The following is a 17,095-nucleotide window of genomic DNA, read 5'->3' on the forward strand; positions in this document are numbered from 1 at the left end:
CATGGGCCCGCTTGGCGGGCTGTTCGCCAGCGTCCCGCTTGCGCTGCCCGAGGGAGAGGGCAGCCCGCGGCTGTGGCTGGTGGCGACCGAACCCGGAGCCCAGGGCGCCGCGGCCGAGCTGGCCCGGCAAATCCACCGGATCGAGCCCGAGGCCCAGCTGGCGCTGTGTCTGGTGGGGCGGGCGGAGGCGCCGGCCGATCCGACGCCGCCGCCCGGAACGCTGCAACGTCTTGACGAAGTGCCGGGCGCGGGGCCGGTGTCGCGGTTCCTGCGCCGCTGGCGCCCGGACCTGATCGTCCTGCTGGGGCATGCGCTGCCCGATACCCTGATCGGCGAGGCCCAGGCCGCGGGCGTGCCGCTGGCGCTGGCCGATGCGCGCATTTCGCTGCCGCAGAAACCCTCGCGCAGGCGGCGTCCGGCGGGCTCGGCGGGGGAATTGGCCGGCCGCGTAACGGGGACGGCGGCGGGCCCGGCCATCGTGCCCCAGGGCAGCCTGCTGCGCGGCCCGCGCCAAAGCCGGACCGCCACGCTTCTGGGCCGGATCGGGCGGTTCTGGCTGCGCGATGCGGCCTCGGCCAGCGCGCTTCAGGCGTTGGGGATCGCGCCCGAACGGATCGCCCATCCCGGCACCATCACCGACGCCCCCGAGCCCCTGTCCTGCACCGAGGCCGAGCGCGCGGCGCTGGCCGAATTGCTGCGCGCGCGGCCGGTCTGGCTGGCGGCGGGGCTGCCCGCGGCCGAACTGGACTGGGTGCTGCGCGCGCATCTCAATGGCTTGCGGCATGCGCATCGGCTGCTGCTGATCCTGGTGCCGGCCGACCCCGCCGAGGCCGAGACGCTGGCCGATCACTGCGCGGCCGAGGGGCTTGCGGTGGCGCGCCGGGCGCGCGATGAAGAGCCCGAGGAAGACATCCAGGTTCTGGTGGCGGGAGATCAGGTCGAGATGGGGCTGTGGTATCGCTTGGCGCCCTTGTGCTGGATGGGCGGCACCGGCCGGGGCGCGGGCTCGACCCGCGCCCCCTTCGAGGCCGCGGCGCTGGGTTCGGCCATCATCCACGGGCCGCGCGTCGACCCCTATGCCGGCCAATATGCCCGTCTGGCCGCGGCGCGCGCGATGCGTCTGGTGGCCGGGCCGGCGGCGCTGGCCGATGCGGTGACCGACCTTCTGGCCCCCGACAAGGCCGCCCTTCTGGCGCATAACGCCTGGGCCTCGTGCTGCGCGGGGGCGGGGGTGGCGCAGCGGGTGGCCGAGGATGTCCTCGATCACGTCGACGCGCTGCATGCCGTGCCGCCGCGGCCGCGCGGGGGGGCGGGCTGATGCGCGCGCCCGACTTCTGGTATCCGCTGCCCGGCCGCGGCCCCGACTGGCGCGCGCGGGCGCTGGCGCCGCTGGGGCGGGTCTATGCGCAGGCCACGGCGCGGCGCCTGCGCCGCGAGGGCGCGCGCGTCGGCGTGCCGGTGATCTCGGTCGGCAACATCAACGCCGGCGGCACCGGCAAGACCCCCACCGTGATCGCGCTTGTCCAGATGCTGACGGCGCGCGGCATCACCGCCCATGTCGTCAGCCGCGGCCATGGCGGGCGGCTCGAGGGGCCGGTGCGCGTGGACGAACGCCGCCACCGGGCCGAGGACGTGGGCGACGAGCCCCTTCTGATCGCGGCCTTCGCGCCGGTCTGGGTGGCGCGCGACCGTGCCTCGGGCGCGCAGGCGGCCATCGCCGCCGGGGCGCAGGCGCTGATCCTGGACGACGCGCATCAGAACCCCGCGCTGGCACGGGATCTGAACCTTGTCGTGGTGGATGCCGCGCGCGGTTTCGGCAACGGGCTGTGCATCCCCGCCGGCCCGCTGCGCGAACCTGTCGCTGCGGGCCTTGCGCGCGCCGATCTGGTGCTGAGCGTCGGCGCCGAGGCCGCCCAGCGTGCCTTCACCGCCCGCTGGGGGGCCGATCTGGGCGCTCTGCCGCGGCTGGAGGGGGCGCTCGAGCCGCTCCAGACCGGCATGGACTGGGAGGGGACGCCCGTCCTGGCCTTTGCCGGGATCGGCCACCCCGAGAAGTTCTTTCACACGCTCGAGGGGCTGGGCGCGGTGCTGGTGCGGCGGCTCGCGCTCGACGATCACCAACCCTTCGCGCCGGCGCTGCTGACCCGGCTCGAGACCGAGGCGCGGCTGACCGGCGCGCAGCTGGTCACCACCGAGAAGGACGCCGCGCGCCTGCCGCCGGCCTTCCGGCCCAAGGTGCTGGCGCTGCCGGTGCGGATGGTGCTGCGCGATCCCGCCCCGCTTGTGTCGGCGCTGGCGCGGCTGGGCCTCTAGGACGCGCTCAGAGCGCGCCCAGCTTCTCGTCGATGACCTTCTTCAGCTCGGTCCAGGGCATGTTGGAATATTTCTCGCCGTTGATGATGAAGGTCGGCGTGGCGTCGATCTCGTCGGCCGAGGCGGTGGCCTGATAGGTCGTCACCAGGCTGCGGGCCAGATCGGCGTCGGCCAGGCATTCCTCGATCCGCTCGGGCGTGAGGCCTGCCTTGCGGCCCTGCTTGCGCAGCCCCTCGGCGATCGAGGCCTCGGTGCCCTCGCCGATCCAGGCGCGCTGATCGTGGAAGATCATGCCCGACAACGGGTAATACTTGTCCTCGCCCCCACAGCGCGCCAGCATCCCGGCCCACAGGCCGAATTTCTCGAAATAGACCTCGCGCAGGATGAATTTCACCTGGCCGCTGTCGATGTATTCGGCCTTGAGCCTGGGGAAGACCTCGTCGTGGAAGCGCGCGCAATGCGAACAGGTATACGAGGCATATTCGATCACCGTGATCGGCGCGCTGGCCTCGCCCATGACCATGTCGGGCAGGACGTCGGCGGCATCGGGCTGCGCGCCGGCTTCCTGGGCCACGGCGGCCAGCGACAGCCCGGAACTGGCATTGCTGCGTTCCAGCCACAGGCCGCCACCGGCCAGGAGGGCCGCGCCCATTGCGGCGGCGATCAGGACTTGGGAGGTGCGTGCGATCATGACTTGGCCTTTCCTTCTGCGGGGCGGGGGCTGGCCCCGCGGGCGTAGATGTTCTGTCCCAGCCGTTCTAGGGCTGCGCGCAGGCCCGGATCGCGGACCGCGGCGGCCTCGGCGCTGGCGCGGGCCGCAACGGCCGGGTCCGGGGGGGGCGGGGCCGCGGCCGAGGGCGCGCGCGCCGCGGCAAAGACGGCCTGACCTTCGGCAAAACCCGTCGGCGCGGTCTGCGTCAGCACCACGCGCGAGACGGCATTATAGCCATAGGCGGCGTTGACGCGGGTGCGGATCACCTCGCGCTGCATCTCGAGAACCGGCGCCTGCGCGCCCGTGGTCAGAAGCGTCAGCGTGGCGCCCATCCCCTGGCGGGCATAGCTGACCCGGACCGGACGGCAGGCGGCGGCGATCTCGGGGCCGACGATCTCGGGCCAGTGGGTCAGGATGCGCGGCACCGAGAAGCCCCGCGCTTCGGCCGCGCCCCGGATCCGCGCCCGCATCAGCTGCGCCGCGGCCTCGAAGCCGCGCAGACGCCGCCCCGTGACGCGTGCGGCGCGGGGGGTCGAGGCTGTGCGGGGCGTTTCCGTCTCGGTGCTCATGGTCTTTGCCGTCCTGACGGCTATCTATATGCGCCGGCGCGGCCCTGCGGCCAGCGTCTTTGACATGGATCGGCGAAAACGGGCCTGAAGAATGCGTGATGAGGACATGACCGCGGCGCTGGGCGCCTGGTATCGGGGGCAGGCGCGGGTGATGCCCTGGCGCATCTCGCCCCGCGACTGGGCGGCGGGAATGCGCCCCGATCCCTATCGCGTCTGGCTGTCCGAGGTGATGCTCCAGCAGACGACCGTGGCCGCGGTGCGCGGCTATTTCCTGCGCTTCACCGAAAGCTGGCCCGATGTCTGTGCGCTGGCCCGCGCCCCCGAAGCCGATGTCATGGCCGCCTGGGCGGGGCTTGGCTATTACGCGCGGGCGCGCAACCTGCGGGCCTGTGCCGCCCGCGTGGCCGAAGAACACGCCGGCCGCTTTCCCGACACCGAGGACGGCTTGCGCGCGCTGCCCGGCATCGGCCCCTATACCGCGGCGGCGATCGCGGCGATCGCGTTTGACCGGCGCGCGGTGGTGGTGGACGGGAATGTCGAACGCGTGGTGGCCCGTCTCTTTGCACATGAAGAGCCGCTGCCGCGCGCCCGCCCGGCGCTGCGCGCGCTGGCCGACCGGCTGACACCCGCGCAAGGGGCGGGTCAGCACGCGCAGGCGATGATGGATCTGGGCGCCACCATCTGCACCCCGCGCGGGCCGCGCTGCGAGATCTGCCCGCTGGCGGGGGGCTGCGCGGCCCGCGCGCGCGGGATCGCGGCCGAACTGCCGCGCAAGGCCCCCAAGCCCGAGAAACCCGTGCGCGATGGGGTGGCCTTCGTCGCCCTGCGCCATGGTGACGGTGCGGTGCTTCTGGAACAGCGCCCGCCCAAGGGGCTTCTGGGCGGGATGACCGGCTTTCCCGGCTGCGACTGGCAGGGGGCGGAAACCGCGCCGCCACTGGCCGCCGATTGGCGCGCTGCAACGACCGAAGTGCGCCACACCTTCACCCATTTCCACCTGCGCCTGCGGGTCATGGTGGCCGAGGTGGGCACCGATGCCCGGCCGGACCGCGGCGCCTTTGTCGCGCGCGATGTCTTTGATCCCGGCGCCCTGCCAACCCTGATGCGCAAGGTCTGGGCGGCTGCCCTTCCCGCGCTGCCTTCGGTATTTCAAGAATAATTCCAACACCTTCCCGGCTTCCAATTGCCGCATGCCCCCGCGTTGCGTGCGCCATTTGTCGCGCCCTATCATCACCGCGTTGCCCCGCCGGGGCGCCAGGCGAGAGGTTCCCCTGATGTCGACCCGCGAAGAAATCCGAAAACCGGCCCGCGCGCTGCCGTTCTGGCTGTCGCTGGGCATGATCCCGCTGGCCATCCTGGGCGCCACCCAGGGCGGCTGGACGGTGATCCTGTTGCCGATCTACGGCTGGGTGGCCGTGACCGTCCTGGACGCGATCCTGGGCCGCAACGAGGATAACCCCGACCCCGAAACCCCCGAGAGCGACCTGTTCTGGTATCGGCTGATCACCATGATCTGGTTCCCGATCCAGTTCATCACCATCTTCGCGATGATCTGGTGGGTGACCCATACCGACCATCTCTCGACGCTCGAGACGATCGTGCTGTTCTTCGGGGTGGGGGTGATCTCGGGGACGATCGGCATCGTCTATTCGCACGAATTGTTCCACCAGCGGAACCGGTTCGAGAAATGGCTGGGCGATCTTTTGCTGTCGACCGTGCTCTATAGCCACTTCCATTCCGAACACATGCTGGTCCACCACCCCTGGGTCGGCACCCCGCGCGACACCGCCACTGCGCGCTACAACGAGGGGTTTCACCGCTTCTTCTGGCGCGTGCTCAAGGGGTGTCCGGTGTCCGCCTGGAAGGCCGAGGTGCTGATGCTCAAGCGCGCCGGCCGGGGGCCGTTCCACTGGAAGAACCCCTTCTGGCGCTATGCGATCCTGCAAGCCTTCATGCTGGCGCTGGCGTTCAATCTGGGCGGCTGGGCCGGGCTGGGGCTGTTCGTGTTCCAGGCCTTCATTGCGGTCTGGCAGCTTGAGCTGACCAATTACGTCGAGCATTACGGCCTGACGCGCGAGCATCGCGGCAATGGCAAATACGAACATGTCCTGCCGCGTCATAGCTGGAACGCCAGCCACATGGCCTCGAACTGGCTGCTGATCAACCTGCAACGCCATTCGGACCACCATTACAAGCCCGAGCGGCGCTTTCCCCTGCTTCAGACCTACACCGCCGAGGAGGCCCCGCAGCTGCCCTTCGGCTATCCGGCGATGACCACGCTGGCGATGATCCCGCCGCTGTGGCGGCGTCGGATGAACCCGCGCGTGCGGGCCTGGCGCAAGAAATACTATCCCGAGATCGCCGATTGGCACGACTACAACAAGGGCAACCACCCGATGCCGCAGGGTTCCGTCTGAGCCTGAAACGGGGGCGGCCCGGTAGACTGGAAAGGCCCCGCCGGGGAGATGCCGGCGGGGCCTTTTCGTTTTTGGCGTCGGTTGGTGCGCGCTCAGGCCGCCGCATGGGGCGTTTCGGGCCCTGCGGGGCGGGCCTGCGGACCGACCGCGGAGGCCGTGCTGCCCGGCAGCCCCTTGCCGGGAAAGCCTGCCCGAAAGCGCAGGCAAAGCGTGATCTCGTCCTGCCCCAGATCGCCCAGATCCATCAGCCGGCCACCGCGGGGCCAGGAATGCAGCTCGAGCGTGCTTTCCCCCTCGCGCAGCACATAGCCCAGCCCGCGCAGCCGCGTCTGAAGATCCAGCCAGCCAAAGGCCGCGCGGAAGGCCGCGTCGATGCCGTCGCGGCTGGCCGCCGCAGGTGCGGGGTCCGGCGCCGGTCCGGGGGCGGTAGCCTTGGGTGAGGGGGCCTTGGGTGAGGGGGCCTCGGGCGGGGGCGCCACCCGCGCGGCCAGGGGCAGCACCAGCGGTTCGGGGCAGGGATCGGCCTGTGGCCCGAGATGACAGGCCAGCACCTCGCGGATCAGATCGGCGGGGGTGATCCCGCGGCGCCGGGCGGCGGCCTTCACCGCCGCGATCGTGGCATCGGGCAGCGCCAGGGCCACGACCTGACGGGTGGGAAGGGGGAGCCGGGAAACGGGGCGTGAACGGGTCATGCCCCCAGCTTGGCAAAACGTGCTTAAGCCGGGGTTAAGACGCCCGCAGCCCCTTGTGCCCCCCGCTCAGCTGCCCGAGGGGATGATCTCGACGAAGCCGCCCTGCGCGCTGTCGTATTGCCACAGCCCGCCTTCCCCGATGTCGGTCCACAGGCCATGCAGGGTCATTTCGTCGGCCTCGAGTGCTGCCTTGACGAAGGGAAAGGTCATCAGGTTCTCGAGGCTGATCACCACGGCCTCGCGCTCCAGTGCCAGCGGCTGTTCCTCTTCGGGCAGATGCGAGACACGCTCATAGCCCGGCCGCAGGATATCGAGCCATTTGCCCACGAACGAGGTCTCGGCCTGAAGTTCCGGCGCATGGCCGGTGCACATCGCATGGCACCCCGCAACGCCGCCGCATTGCGAATGCCCCAGCACGATCAGATGCGCCACCTTGAGCGTGGTGACGGCATATTCGACCGCCGCCGAGGTGCCGTGGTGGTCGCCGTCGGGATTATAGGGCGGCACCAGGTTGGCGATGTTGCGATGCAGGAAGAATTCGCCCTGATCGGCCCCGAAGATCGAGGTGACATGCACCCGCGAATCGCAGCACGAGATGACCATCGCGCGCGGGCGCTGGCCGTCATGGGCGAGCCGGCGATACCAGGCGCGGTTCTCGGTATAGGTCGTGGCGCGCCAGCCCTGATAGCGCTGGATCAGATACGAGGGGAGCGGGCGAACGTGCGAGCGCATTGTCGTGCTTTTCCGTGGCCATGAACATCAACTGTCCCTCGATCTAGACCGGATCGGGCGGCGTTTCGAGGGGAAACCCGCCGCGGGGAAACCTTTTCTTGACCTCCGTCTGCAACATTCGCGCCTGGGCAAGGGAACCCGGAAGGAGGGTAACGGGGTGAATTTCGTATCGAAATTGCGCCATGACGAGAATGTCCGGCTCGATCCGGACCGTCTGGTGGCGCTTTATGCCGAATTGGGCGAGGCTGGGGCCGAACGGCTCATCGGCGCCGCCATGGAAGAGCTGGCCGTGCGCATCGCGCTGGTCCAGCAGGCCGCGCAGGCCGGTCAGGTTGACCGGCTGGGCCCCGCGGTCGAGAAGCTGCACGAGCTGGCCGAACAGGTGGGCATGCAGGCGCTGGCGCGCGTGGGCCGGGACGTGCTGAATTGCGCGCAGGCCAACGACGGTGCGGGGGTCGCGGCCACCGTGGCGCGGCTGGTGCGGATCGGGGATCGCTCGCTGACGGCGGTCTGGGATTTGCAGGACATGACGATCTGAGACGGTGATCCGGACAGGGCCCCGCGCGGGGCCGGTCGTGACGGGCGACGGTGTGGGGGCTTGCGGACGCAAGGGCGCGCGCTAGGCTGGGGGCAAACCCTTGCCGGAGTGCGCCCATGAACCAGCGTTTCGCCCCCGCCGATGCCGACAGCCTTCCTCTCATCCTGGTGCCCGAGGGCGAATTGCCCGCATTGCTGCCCGAGGCCGCAGCCTGGGTCGCGGCCCAGGAGTTCACCGGCAAGCTGGGACAGATCTGCGTCCTTCCGGGACCGGGCGGCGCGCCTTCGGGGGCGCTTTTCGGCATGGGCACGGCGCGGGCGCGGGCGCGCGGGCGCTTCCATCTGGCGCGCGCGGCCGATGCCCTGCCCGAAGGCACCTGGCATCTGGAAGGCACGCTCGATCCCGCCGAGGCCTCCGAGGCCGCGCTGGGCTGGCTTCTGGCCGGCTATCGCTTTGCCCGCTACAAGAGCGCGCCGGCCCCCCGCGCGCGTCTCAAATGTCCGCCCGGGGTCGATGCCGACCGTCTGGAGATGATCGCCGCCGGCGAGGCGCTGACCCGCGATCTGATCAACACCCCCGCGCGCGACATGGGCCCCGACGAATTGCAGGCCGCGATGGCGGATCTGGCGCAGGCGCAAGGCGCGTCGCTGTCGGTGACGATGGGCGGCGATCTCGAGACGGGTTTCCCGATGATTGCCGCGGTGGGGGCCGCCAGCCCGCGCGCGCCGCGGCTTCTGGATCTGCGCTGGGGCACGACGGGGCCGCGGCTGACATTGGTCGGCAAGGGGGTGTGCTTTGACACCGGGGGGCTGGATCTCAAGCCCTCGTCCTCGATGGGGCTGATGAAAAAGGACATGGGCGGCGCGGCCACGGTGCTGGGGCTGGCGCGCATGATCATGGGGCTGGGCCTGCCGCTGCGGCTGCGCGTGCTGGTGCCGGCGGTCGAGAATGCGGTTTCGGGCGCGGCGATGCGGCCGGGCGATGTGCTGCCCTCGCGCAAGGGGCTGACGGTCGAGGTCAACAACACCGATGCCGAGGGGCGGCTGGTGCTGGCCGATGCGCTGGCCTTGGCCGACGAGGAAGCGCCGGATCTGCTGATCTGCATGGCCACGCTGACGGGCGCGGCGCGGGTGGCGCTGGGCCCTGATGTCGTGCCTTTCTACACCGATGACACGGCGCTGGCCGAGTCGCTGACGCGCGCGGGTCAGGCGGTGGCCGATCCGCTGTGGCGGATGCCGTTCTGGGCGCCCTACGAAACCCTGATCGAGCCCGCCATCGCCGATCTGGACAATGCGCCCTCGGGGGGGATGGCCGGGTCGATCACCGCCGCGCTCTTCCTGCGCCGCTTCGTGACCGATGCGCCGCGCTTTGCCCATTTCGACATCTACGGCTGGCAGCCCACTGCGGCGCCGGGCCGGCCCAAGGGCGGGGTGGGGCAGGCGGCGCGCGCGCTTCTCGAGGCGCTGCCCGGCGTGCTGAAGCTGTGAGCGCGGATCGTCGCCTGACACCTGCCACCGACCGCGTGGCGCATGTGTCGCTGAAGGGCCGGGTCGCGGCATCCGCCTGGACCGAGGGCCGGCCCGCGCGGTTGGGGGTGCCGCTCGCCTGGCTGCATGCGGCGCCGGGGGGCGCGCGCGACCGCCAGCTCCTGATGGGGACCGCGCTTCTCGAGATCGACCGCCAGGACGGCTGGGTCTTCGTGCAGACGGGCTGCGGCTATTGCGGCTGGCTCGAGACCGCGGCGCTGGCGTCTCCGCTTGAGCCCCCGCTGGCGCCGACGCATTGGCTGGCGGTGCCGGCCAGCCATCTCTACCCCGCGCCCAAGGTCCAGGCCCCGGCGGGCGCGGCGCTGTCTCTGGGGGCGCAGCTGACCGTTGTCGGGCAGGCCGGCGCCTTCGCCGAGCTGGCCAGCGGCGCCTTCGTGCCGCGCGCCCATCTGCGCCCGCTGGATGACCGGCCGGCCGATCCCGTTACCGTCGCCGAAAGCCTGCTGGGCACGCCCTATCTCTGGGCGGGCAATTCCCATGCCGGGATCGACTGTTCGGGGCTGGTGCAGGTGGCCTTTCACGCCTGCGGCCGGGCCTGTCCCGCCGACAGCGACCTGCAATGGCAGGCCTTCGGGCCGGCGCTTGCACCGGGCACGCCCCTGCGGCGCGGCGATCTGGTGTTCTGGCGCGGCCATGTCGCGCTGATCTGTGACGCAACCCGGATCCTGCATGCCAATGGCCATACCATGTCGGTCGCGCACGAGGGGCGCGAAGCCGCTCTTGCCCGCATCGCCGCCGCGGGCGAGGGCGCATTTCTGGGGATCTGCCGCCCGGCCTGACGGCGCCGCATGCCGCGGGCCCGCGGCCCCGGCATGAAAAAGGGCGACGAAGATCGCCGCCCCACCTGTCCATGCCGTGGACATCTGCGCTCCCCGGGCCCCGCTTGCGCGCGGCAGCCGGGCCAAGCGGGGGCTCGATGCCCCCCGCGGCCCGTCCCCCTCGCGGCCAGTCCCCCGCCGGTGTCAGATCCGCTCAGTCCTTGGCGCGCTCGACATAGGTGCTGTCATCGGTGTTGATCACCACGCGGGTTCCCACGCCGATATGCGGCGGCACCATCACGCGCACGCCGTTGGTCATCAGCGCGGGCTTGTAGGACGACGAGGCCGTCTGCCCCTTCACCACCGGCTCGGTCTCGGCCACCTCGACCACCACCTTCTGCGGCAGTTCGATGGCGATCGCGGCATCGTTGTAGGTCTTCAGGAACACCCGCATGCCTTCGGTCAGGAACACGTTCTGATCGCCCACGATATCGGCCCCCACGACCAGCTGGTCATAGGTCTCGGGCTCCATGAAGTGATAGCCCTCGCCGTCCTCGTAGAGAAAATCGTATTCGCGTTCCTCGACATGGGCGCGTTCGACCTGCTCGGTGGTCTTCCAGCGTTCCGACACCTTCACCCCGTCCGAGATGCGGCGCATGTCCACCTGGGTCACCGGCGTGCCCTTGCCGGGGTGGAAGTTCTGGGCGGACAGGATGACATAGAGTTTCTCGTCGATCTCGACGACGTTGCCCTTGCGAAGCGAAGAAGCGATGACTTTCACGAAAGTGGTCCTTTGATCGGGCGCCGGGCAGCGCATGCTTGACGGCGGCCTTGTCCCGCCGCGGCGGGAGGCCTAGAGATGCGACCCCGCCTAGCGCAAACCGACCCGTTTCACCAGAAGAAAGCCGCGCGCCGTGACATCAGGCCCGAATTCCCCCGCCCGCCCCTGGTGGCACCGCGACCGCCACGAGGACCGCCGCGGCCGCCTTCTGGCCCGCAACCGCATCCAGGCGGCGATTCGCGGCTGGCTGGCGCAGGAGGATTTCGTCGAGGTCGACCCCCTCGGCCTTCAGCTCAGCCCCGGCAACGAGGCGCATCTGCACGCCTTTTCCACCCGCGCGCTGGGCCCCGATGGCACCGGGCGGGTGATGTATCTGCATACCTCGCCCGAATTTGCGATGAAGAAGCTTCTGGCCGCGGGCGAGACGCGCATCGCCACCTTCGCCCATGTCTGGCGCAACCGCGAGCGCGGGCCGCGCCATTCGCCGGAATTCACGCTTCTGGAATGGTATCGCGCGGGGGCGGACTACACGCAGCTGATGGCCGATTGCACCGCGCTGTGCCGGCTGGCGGCGCGAATCGCGGGCGCGCCCCTTCTGCGGCAGGGGGATCTGATCTGCGATCCCTTCGCCTTGCCCGAGCGTCTGTCTGTCACCGACGCCTTTGCCCGCCATGCCGGGATCGACCTTCTCGCCACGCTCGATGCCGCGGGCCGGCCGCAGCCTGGGGCGATGGAAGCCGCGCTCGATGCCGCCGGCGTGCGCCGCGCGTCCGATGACGATTGGTCGGACATGTTCTCGCGCGTGCTGGTCGAGCGGGTCGAACCGCGGCTGGGGCAGGGGCGGCTGACCTTCCTTGACCGTTATCCGCTGATCGAGGCGGCGCTGGCGCGGCCCTGCCCGGATGATCCGCGCTTTGCCGAACGATTCGAGCTTTATGCCTGCGGGGTCGAACTGGCCAACGGCTTTGGCGAATTGACCGATGCCGACGAGCAGCGCCGCCGCTTCACGCATGAGATGGACCTCAAGCAGGCGCTTTACGGCGAGCGCTATCCCCTGGACGAGGAGTTCCTGGCCGCCCTGGCGCAGATGCCGCCCGCGGCGGGGATCGCGCTGGGGTTCGAGCGGCTGGTGATGCTGGCCACGGGGGCTGTGCGGATCGACGAGGTGATCTGGACGCCGCTCGCCTGACCCTTTTTCTGTCGGGGCTTCCAAAAGCCGATCAAAAAACTCTCCCTTTACAAGGTTGACCGAATTGGTCATCAATGCCTGCGACCTGGCGCCGCAGTGCTGCGGCGTAAGGGCGCGCCACGACCGGCGCACGAAGACCACCGGCTGACGAGGGGACGACCGATGATCCGCAGATTTCTGACCACCACCGCCATCCTGACCGGCATGACCGGCAGCGCGCTGGCCGCAGACCGCGCCGCGGTTCTGGACACCTATGCCGATATCGCCGCGGCGGGTTATGCCGATTCGCAGGCCACGGCCGAGACCTTGCGCGCCGCGGTGGCCGATCTGATCGCCGCGCCGTCCGAGGCCACCCTGTCGGCTGCCCGCGCGGCCTGGCTTGCCGCCCGCGTGCCCTATCAGCAGACCGAGGCCTTCCGCTTCGGCAATCCGCTGGTCGACGATTGGGAGGGCAAGGTGAATGCCTGGCCGCTCGACGAAGGGCTGATTGATTACGTCGACGCCGATTATCCCGCCGCCGAGGGCGAGAACATGCTGGCTGCGCTCAATGTCATTGCCAACCCGCGGCCCGTGATCGCCGGGGTCGAGGTGGACGCCAGCCGCATCACCCCCGAATTGATCGCCGACACGCTGGACATGGCCGACGGCATGGAAACCAATGTCGCGCGGGGCTATCACGCCATCGAATTCCTGCTCTGGGGGCAGGATCTGAACGGCACCGGGCCGGGTGCCGGGGCGCGGCCCTACACCGATTTCGTGACCGGGCCGGGCTGCACCGGCGGGCATTGCGACCGCCGCGCCGATTACCTGAGGGCCGCGACCGACCTTCTGGTCGCGGATCTGGCCGAGATGGCCGCGCTCTGGGCGCCGGGCGGGGCCGCGCGCGCCGCCGTGACCGAAGACGAAGCCGCGGGGATCAGCGCCATCCTGACCGGCATGGGCAGCCTGTCCTATGGCGAACTTGCCGGTGAGCGGATGAAGCTGGGCCTTTTGCTGAACGACCCCGAGGAAGAGCACGATTGCTTCTCGGACAACACCCACAACAGCCATTATTATGACGGGCTGGGCATCCGGAACGTCTATCTGGGCCGCTATGTCCGCCCCGACGGGTCGGTGATCGAGGGGCCGTCGGTCTCGGATCTGGTGGCCGAGACGGCGCCAGAAGTCGATGCCGAGATGCGCGCCCGGCTGGATACCACGGTGACGGCGCTCGATGCGCTCCGCACCGCGGCCGAGGGGGGCATGGCCTATGACATGATGCTGGCGCGCGGCAACGACACCGGCGAGGTGCTGATCCAGACTGCCGTCGACGGGCTGGTGGCGCAGACCCGCTCGATCGAACGGGTGGTGGCGGCGCTGGATCTGGGCGGTATCAGCATCGAAGGGTCCGACAGCCTGGACGACCCCGCCGCCGCGGTCGCGCAGTAAGCCCATGACGGGGAATGGAAAACGGGCGCCGCGGGGTTCGCGGCGCCTTTCCGGCCTGCTGGTGGCGGGGCTGGTGCTCTGTGCCGGCGGGGCGGCGGCCGACGGGCTGGAACGGCTGGCGGGCAAGGCGCTTTTCGACAAGATCTGGGTTTCAGCGCCCGCCTCCACGCGGGCTTCGGATGGGCTGGGCCCGCTTTACAACGCGCGCTCCTGCGCGGCCTGCCACGCCGGGCCCGCGCATGGGGCGAGCTTGGGCGCGAGCTTGGGTGCAAGCCCGGACACAAGCCCGGACGCGGCATCGGGCCTGTCCGAGGTGGTGCGGGTGCTGCATCTGTGGCAGCCCGACGGGGCCGGCATCCGCCCCGATCCGGCCTGGGGGCACCAGCTCCAGCGCTTTGCCGCGCCGGGTCTGCACGCCGAGCCCGACCCCGCCCTGACCCACGAAACCCGCATCATGACGCTGGCCGACGGGACCGCCGTTCCGCTGCGCCGGCCGGTCCCGGCGGCGCTGCCGGGGGCCGACCCGCAGACCATCGTCTCGCCCCGGATCGCGCCGCGGCTGGTCGGGCTGGGGCCGCTCGACCGTCTGCCCGAGACGGTTCTGGACGCGCTGGCCGACCCCGAAGACGTGGATGGCGACGGCATCTCGGGGCGGCGCGGGCAGGCGCGCGACGCCGCGGGGCGCGTGGTGCCGGGCCGCTTTGGCCACCGCGCCGAAGCCGCCACCCTGGCCGATCAGATCGCCATCGCCTTTGCCCGCGACATCGGCATCTCGACCCCGCTCCAGCCTGCGCCCTGGGGCGATTGCACGCCTGCCCAAGCCGCCTGCCGCACCGCGCCGCATGGGCTGGCGGCCCCGCGCGGGGCCGCCGCGCCCCGAACGCCCTTCGAGCTGGACGGGCCGGGGCTCGATCTGGTCACCGACTACACCGCCGGGCTGCGTGCCCCGCCGGGCCCGGCCGATCCGCGCGGCGCGGCGCTTTTCGCGCAGCTGGGTTGTGCGGCCTGTCACCGCCCGACGCTGGGCCCCGCGGCCACGCCCGCCTTCAGCGACCTTCTTCTTCATGACATGGGGCCGGGCCTTGCCGACCCCGGCGCCGCGCATCTGGAACGCGCCCGCGAATGGCGCACGCCGCCGCTTCTGGGGCTGGGCCAGGCGGCGCGGGGCGGTGGGGTCTTCTTGCATGACGGGCGCGCGGGCACGCTGCTCGAGGCGATCCTGTGGCATGATGGCGAGGCCGCCCCCGCCCGCGACCGCCTGCGCGCCTTGCCGCCCGAGGACCGCGCCGCCCTGATCCGATACCTGGAGACGCTTTGACATGCGCAGCCTGATTGCCACGCTTTTTCTTGTTGCCGGCCTTGTCGCGGGCCTTGCCACCCCGCTGCGCGCCGGGGTGCCCGAGGTCGTGAACGACCGCCTGTTGCCCGATATCGCCCGCTTTGCCGCGGCCACCCGCAGCCTGGCCGAGAGCGCCCGCGCCGATTGCCGCGCCGAGGCCCTGCGCGCGCCCTGGAACGCGGCGTTCGACGCCTGGTTGCCGGTGGCGGTGATCCGGCTCGGCCCGACCGAGACCGCCGCGCCCACCGTCGCCTTCTGGCCCGACCTGCGCGGGTTCGGCCCGCGCGCGCTGCGCCGCCTGCTGAAGGAAGGGGATCCCGTGATCGCCGATCCCGCCGCCTATGCCGAGGTGTCGGCCGCGGCGCGCGGGCTCTTTGCGCTGGAAACGCTGATCCATGGCACGGGTTTCGAGGGCGACGCGGCCTGCCGGCTGCGCGCGACCGTGGCACAGGATCTGGCGGCGCAGGCCGCGGCGCTCAAGGCTGGCTGGGCGGATTTCGCGCCGTTTCTTCTGGACCCCGGCGGTGCGGGCAACCTGACCTATCTGGACCGCGCCGAGGCCGAGCGCGCGCTCTTCACCCAGCTTCTGGCGGCGGTCGAATTCACCGCCGACACGCGGCTGGGCGGCCCCTTGGGCACGTTCGAGCGCCCGCGCCCGCGCCGCGCCGAGGCCCGTCTTTCGGGGCGCTCGGTGCGCAATGTGGCGCTGACGGTCACGGCCGTTCTGCAAGACGCCCGCGCGCTGGCCCGGACCGATCTGCCGCAGGTCGAGGCCGCGGGCGCGCGGGTTCTGGCCATGCTGGCGCGCCTCGATGACCCCGCCTTTCAGGATGTGACCGACCCGCAGGCGCGGCTGCGCATCGAGATCGTGCAGCAGGCGCTGCGCGGGCTCCATGATGCGCTGGAGATCGAGATCGGCACGACGATGGGCCTCACGCCCGGTTTCAACGCGCTCGACGGAGACTGCCGGACATGACGACACGCCGCGGATTTCTGGCCAGCCTTCTGGCCGCAAGCAGCCTGCCAACCTTGGGATGGGCGGCGGCAGGCGCGCCGGCCTGGATTGCCGCGGCGCGCGCGCCGGGGGGTGATTTCGCGCTCTTCGGTCTCGATGCGGGCGGCGCGGAAACCTTCCGCGTGGCGCTGCCGGCGCGCGGACATGCCGGGGCAGGCCACCCGACCCGCGCCGAGGCGGTGGCCTTTGCCCGCCGTCCGGGCACCTTCGCGCTGGTGGTCGATTGCGCGCGCGGCGCCGTGCGTCACCGGCTGAGCCCGCCCGAGGGCGTGCATTTCAACGGCCACGGCGTCTTCATCCACGACGGCGCGGTGCTTGCGACGGTCGAGCAGCAGGCCGACGACAGCCGCGGCCAGATCGGTTTCTGGGATGTCGCGGCGGGCTATCGGCGCATGGGCGCGGCGCCCACGGGCGGGATCGGGCCGCATGACCTGCGCCTGATGCCCGACGGGCGCACGCTGGTCGTGGCCAATGGCGGCATCGCCACCGACCCCAGCGACCGCCGCAAGCTCAACCTCGACACGATGCGGCCGAACCTTGGGTATCTGGATCTTGAGGGGGCGCCGCTCGAACAGGTCGCGCTGGCGCCCGATCTGTGGAAGAACTCGATCCGGCACCTGGCCGTGCGCGGCGACGGGCTGGTGGGCTTTGCCATGCAATGGCAGGGCGCGCTGTCCGATCCGGTGCCGCTTCTGGGGCTGCATCGGCGCGGCGCGGCGCCGGTGCTGGCCGCGGCGCCCGGCGCGCAGGGGCTGGCGATGCGGGGCTATGCCGGCTCGATCGCCTTTGCGGGCGACGGGGCGGAAGTGGCGATCACCTCGCCGCGCGGCGGGCGGGTGCAGCGGTTCACGCCCGAGGGCGCCTTCCTGGGCGAGATGGCGCGCGCCGATGTCTGCGGGCTGGCGGCCCATCCCGACGGGCTTCTGGCCAGCGACGGGCTGGGCGCGCTGATCGTGCTGTCGGCGGGGCGGCCGCGGCTGGCCGCGCGGCATGATCTGGCCTGGGATAACCACATCGTCACGTTGCCCCGGACGGCCTGAACCGGCGCCGCAAAGGGCCGGGGCG

General features: G+C 71.2%; 17 protein-coding genes. 12 read left to right on the forward strand and 5 right to left on the reverse strand.

The window, feature by feature from the left end; all coding sequences use genetic code 11:
- Position 1: 1 nt before the first annotated feature.
- Positions 2–1,318 carry a 3-deoxy-D-manno-octulosonic acid transferase gene (locus BW949_RS06155; protein ID WP_076364125.1) on the forward strand — a complete coding sequence of 439 codons (1,317 nt, stop codon included), beginning with the start codon at positions 2–4 and terminating at the stop codon, positions 1,316–1,318.
- The gene (lpxK, locus tag BW949_RS06160; protein ID WP_076364127.1) at positions 1,318–2,313 is read left to right on the forward strand and encodes a tetraacyldisaccharide 4'-kinase; all 996 of its coding nucleotides are present in this window, start codon (positions 1,318–1,320) and stop codon (positions 2,311–2,313) included. The genes BW949_RS06155 and lpxK overlap by 1 nt, the downstream gene beginning before the upstream one ends.
- A gap of 7 nt (positions 2,314–2,320) precedes the next feature.
- On the opposite strand, the gene BW949_RS06165 is transcribed toward lpxK, so the two are convergent.
- Together BW949_RS06165 and BW949_RS06170 are read right to left on the reverse strand one after the other, a co-directional pair.
- Complete coding sequence (locus BW949_RS06165) at positions 2,321–3,004, reverse strand: DsbA family protein (protein WP_076364129.1); 684 nt, start codon at positions 3,002–3,004, stop codon at positions 2,321–2,323.
- Positions 3,001–3,495: a DUF721 domain-containing protein gene (locus BW949_RS06170; RefSeq protein WP_235816240.1), complete on the reverse strand. Its 495-nt coding sequence runs from the start codon at positions 3,493–3,495 to the stop codon at positions 3,001–3,003. Before BW949_RS06170 ends, BW949_RS06165 begins: the two co-directional genes overlap by 4 nt.
- Before the next feature lie 190 nt (positions 3,496–3,685).
- On the opposite strand from BW949_RS06170, the gene mutY reads away from it, so the two are divergent.
- On the forward strand, positions 3,686–4,753 hold the full coding sequence (gene mutY, locus BW949_RS06175; RefSeq protein WP_076364133.1) for an A/G-specific adenine glycosylase: 1,068 nt from the start codon (positions 3,686–3,688) through the stop codon (positions 4,751–4,753).
- A gap of 115 nt (positions 4,754–4,868) precedes the next feature.
- The gene (locus BW949_RS06180) at positions 4,869–6,011 is read left to right on the forward strand and encodes an alkane 1-monooxygenase (protein WP_076364135.1); all 1,143 of its coding nucleotides are present in this window, start codon (positions 4,869–4,871) and stop codon (positions 6,009–6,011) included.
- 92 nt (positions 6,012–6,103) lie between these two features.
- Here the strand turns inward: BW949_RS06180 and BW949_RS06185 are convergent, their stop codons facing one another.
- Positions 6,104–6,703 carry a hypothetical protein gene (locus BW949_RS06185; RefSeq protein ID WP_076364137.1) on the reverse strand — a complete coding sequence of 200 codons (600 nt, stop codon included), beginning with the start codon at positions 6,701–6,703 and terminating at the stop codon, positions 6,104–6,106.
- 66 nt (positions 6,704–6,769) lie between these two features.
- Positions 6,770–7,435, reverse strand: coding sequence for a carbonic anhydrase (locus BW949_RS06190; RefSeq protein ID WP_076364139.1), 666 nt, complete (start codon positions 7,433–7,435; stop codon positions 6,770–6,772).
- 157 nt (positions 7,436–7,592) lie between these two features.
- Between BW949_RS06190 and BW949_RS06195 the strand changes: the two genes are divergently transcribed.
- The 3 genes from BW949_RS06195 to BW949_RS06205 all read left to right on the forward strand — a co-directional run bounded on the left by BW949_RS06195 (position 7,593) and on the right by BW949_RS06205 (position 10,299).
- The gene (locus BW949_RS06195; protein WP_076364141.1) at positions 7,593–7,973 is read left to right on the forward strand and encodes a hypothetical protein; all 381 of its coding nucleotides are present in this window, start codon (positions 7,593–7,595) and stop codon (positions 7,971–7,973) included.
- Between the two features lie 116 nt (positions 7,974–8,089).
- On the forward strand, positions 8,090–9,460 hold the full coding sequence (locus BW949_RS06200; protein ID WP_076364143.1) for a leucyl aminopeptidase family protein: 1,371 nt from the start codon (positions 8,090–8,092) through the stop codon (positions 9,458–9,460).
- Complete coding sequence (locus BW949_RS06205) at positions 9,457–10,299, forward strand: C40 family peptidase (RefSeq protein WP_076364145.1); 843 nt, start codon at positions 9,457–9,459, stop codon at positions 10,297–10,299. Before BW949_RS06200 ends, BW949_RS06205 begins: the two co-directional genes overlap by 4 nt.
- A 193-nt stretch (positions 10,300–10,492) precedes the next feature.
- On the opposite strand, the gene efp is transcribed toward BW949_RS06205, so the two are convergent.
- Positions 10,493–11,059 (reverse strand): elongation factor P, encoded by a 567-nt coding sequence (gene efp / locus BW949_RS06210; protein ID WP_076364147.1) that lies wholly within the window; start codon positions 11,057–11,059, stop codon positions 10,493–10,495.
- 133 nt (positions 11,060–11,192) lie between these two features.
- On the opposite strand from efp, the gene epmA reads away from it, so the two are divergent.
- From epmA to BW949_RS06235, 5 genes are all read left to right on the forward strand, one after another.
- Positions 11,193–12,248 (forward strand): EF-P lysine aminoacylase EpmA, encoded by a 1,056-nt coding sequence (epmA, locus tag BW949_RS06215; RefSeq protein WP_076364149.1) that lies wholly within the window; start codon positions 11,193–11,195, stop codon positions 12,246–12,248.
- 162 nt (positions 12,249–12,410) lie between these two features.
- Positions 12,411–13,676, forward strand: a complete 1,266-nt coding sequence (locus tag BW949_RS06220) for an imelysin family protein (protein ID WP_076364151.1) — start codon at positions 12,411–12,413, stop codon at positions 13,674–13,676.
- A 4-nt stretch (positions 13,677–13,680) separates the two neighbouring features.
- Positions 13,681–14,994, forward strand: coding sequence for a di-heme oxidoredictase family protein (locus tag BW949_RS06225; protein ID WP_076364153.1), 1,314 nt, complete (start codon positions 13,681–13,683; stop codon positions 14,992–14,994).
- Position 14,995: 1 nt separating this feature from the next.
- Entirely contained in the window at positions 14,996–15,991 is a 996-nt protein-coding gene (locus BW949_RS06230; protein WP_076364155.1) for an imelysin family protein, read from the forward strand.
- Positions 15,988–17,070, forward strand: a complete 1,083-nt coding sequence (locus tag BW949_RS06235; protein ID WP_076364156.1) for a DUF1513 domain-containing protein — start codon at positions 15,988–15,990, stop codon at positions 17,068–17,070. Before BW949_RS06230 ends, BW949_RS06235 begins: the two co-directional genes overlap by 4 nt.
- The last annotated feature ends 25 nt before the right edge of the window (positions 17,071–17,095 follow it).

Origin of the sequence: Phaeovulum vinaykumarii (assembly GCF_900156695.1) — a bacterium.
Taxonomy (GTDB): domain Bacteria; phylum Pseudomonadota; class Alphaproteobacteria; order Rhodobacterales; family Rhodobacteraceae; genus Bieblia_A; species Bieblia_A vinaykumarii.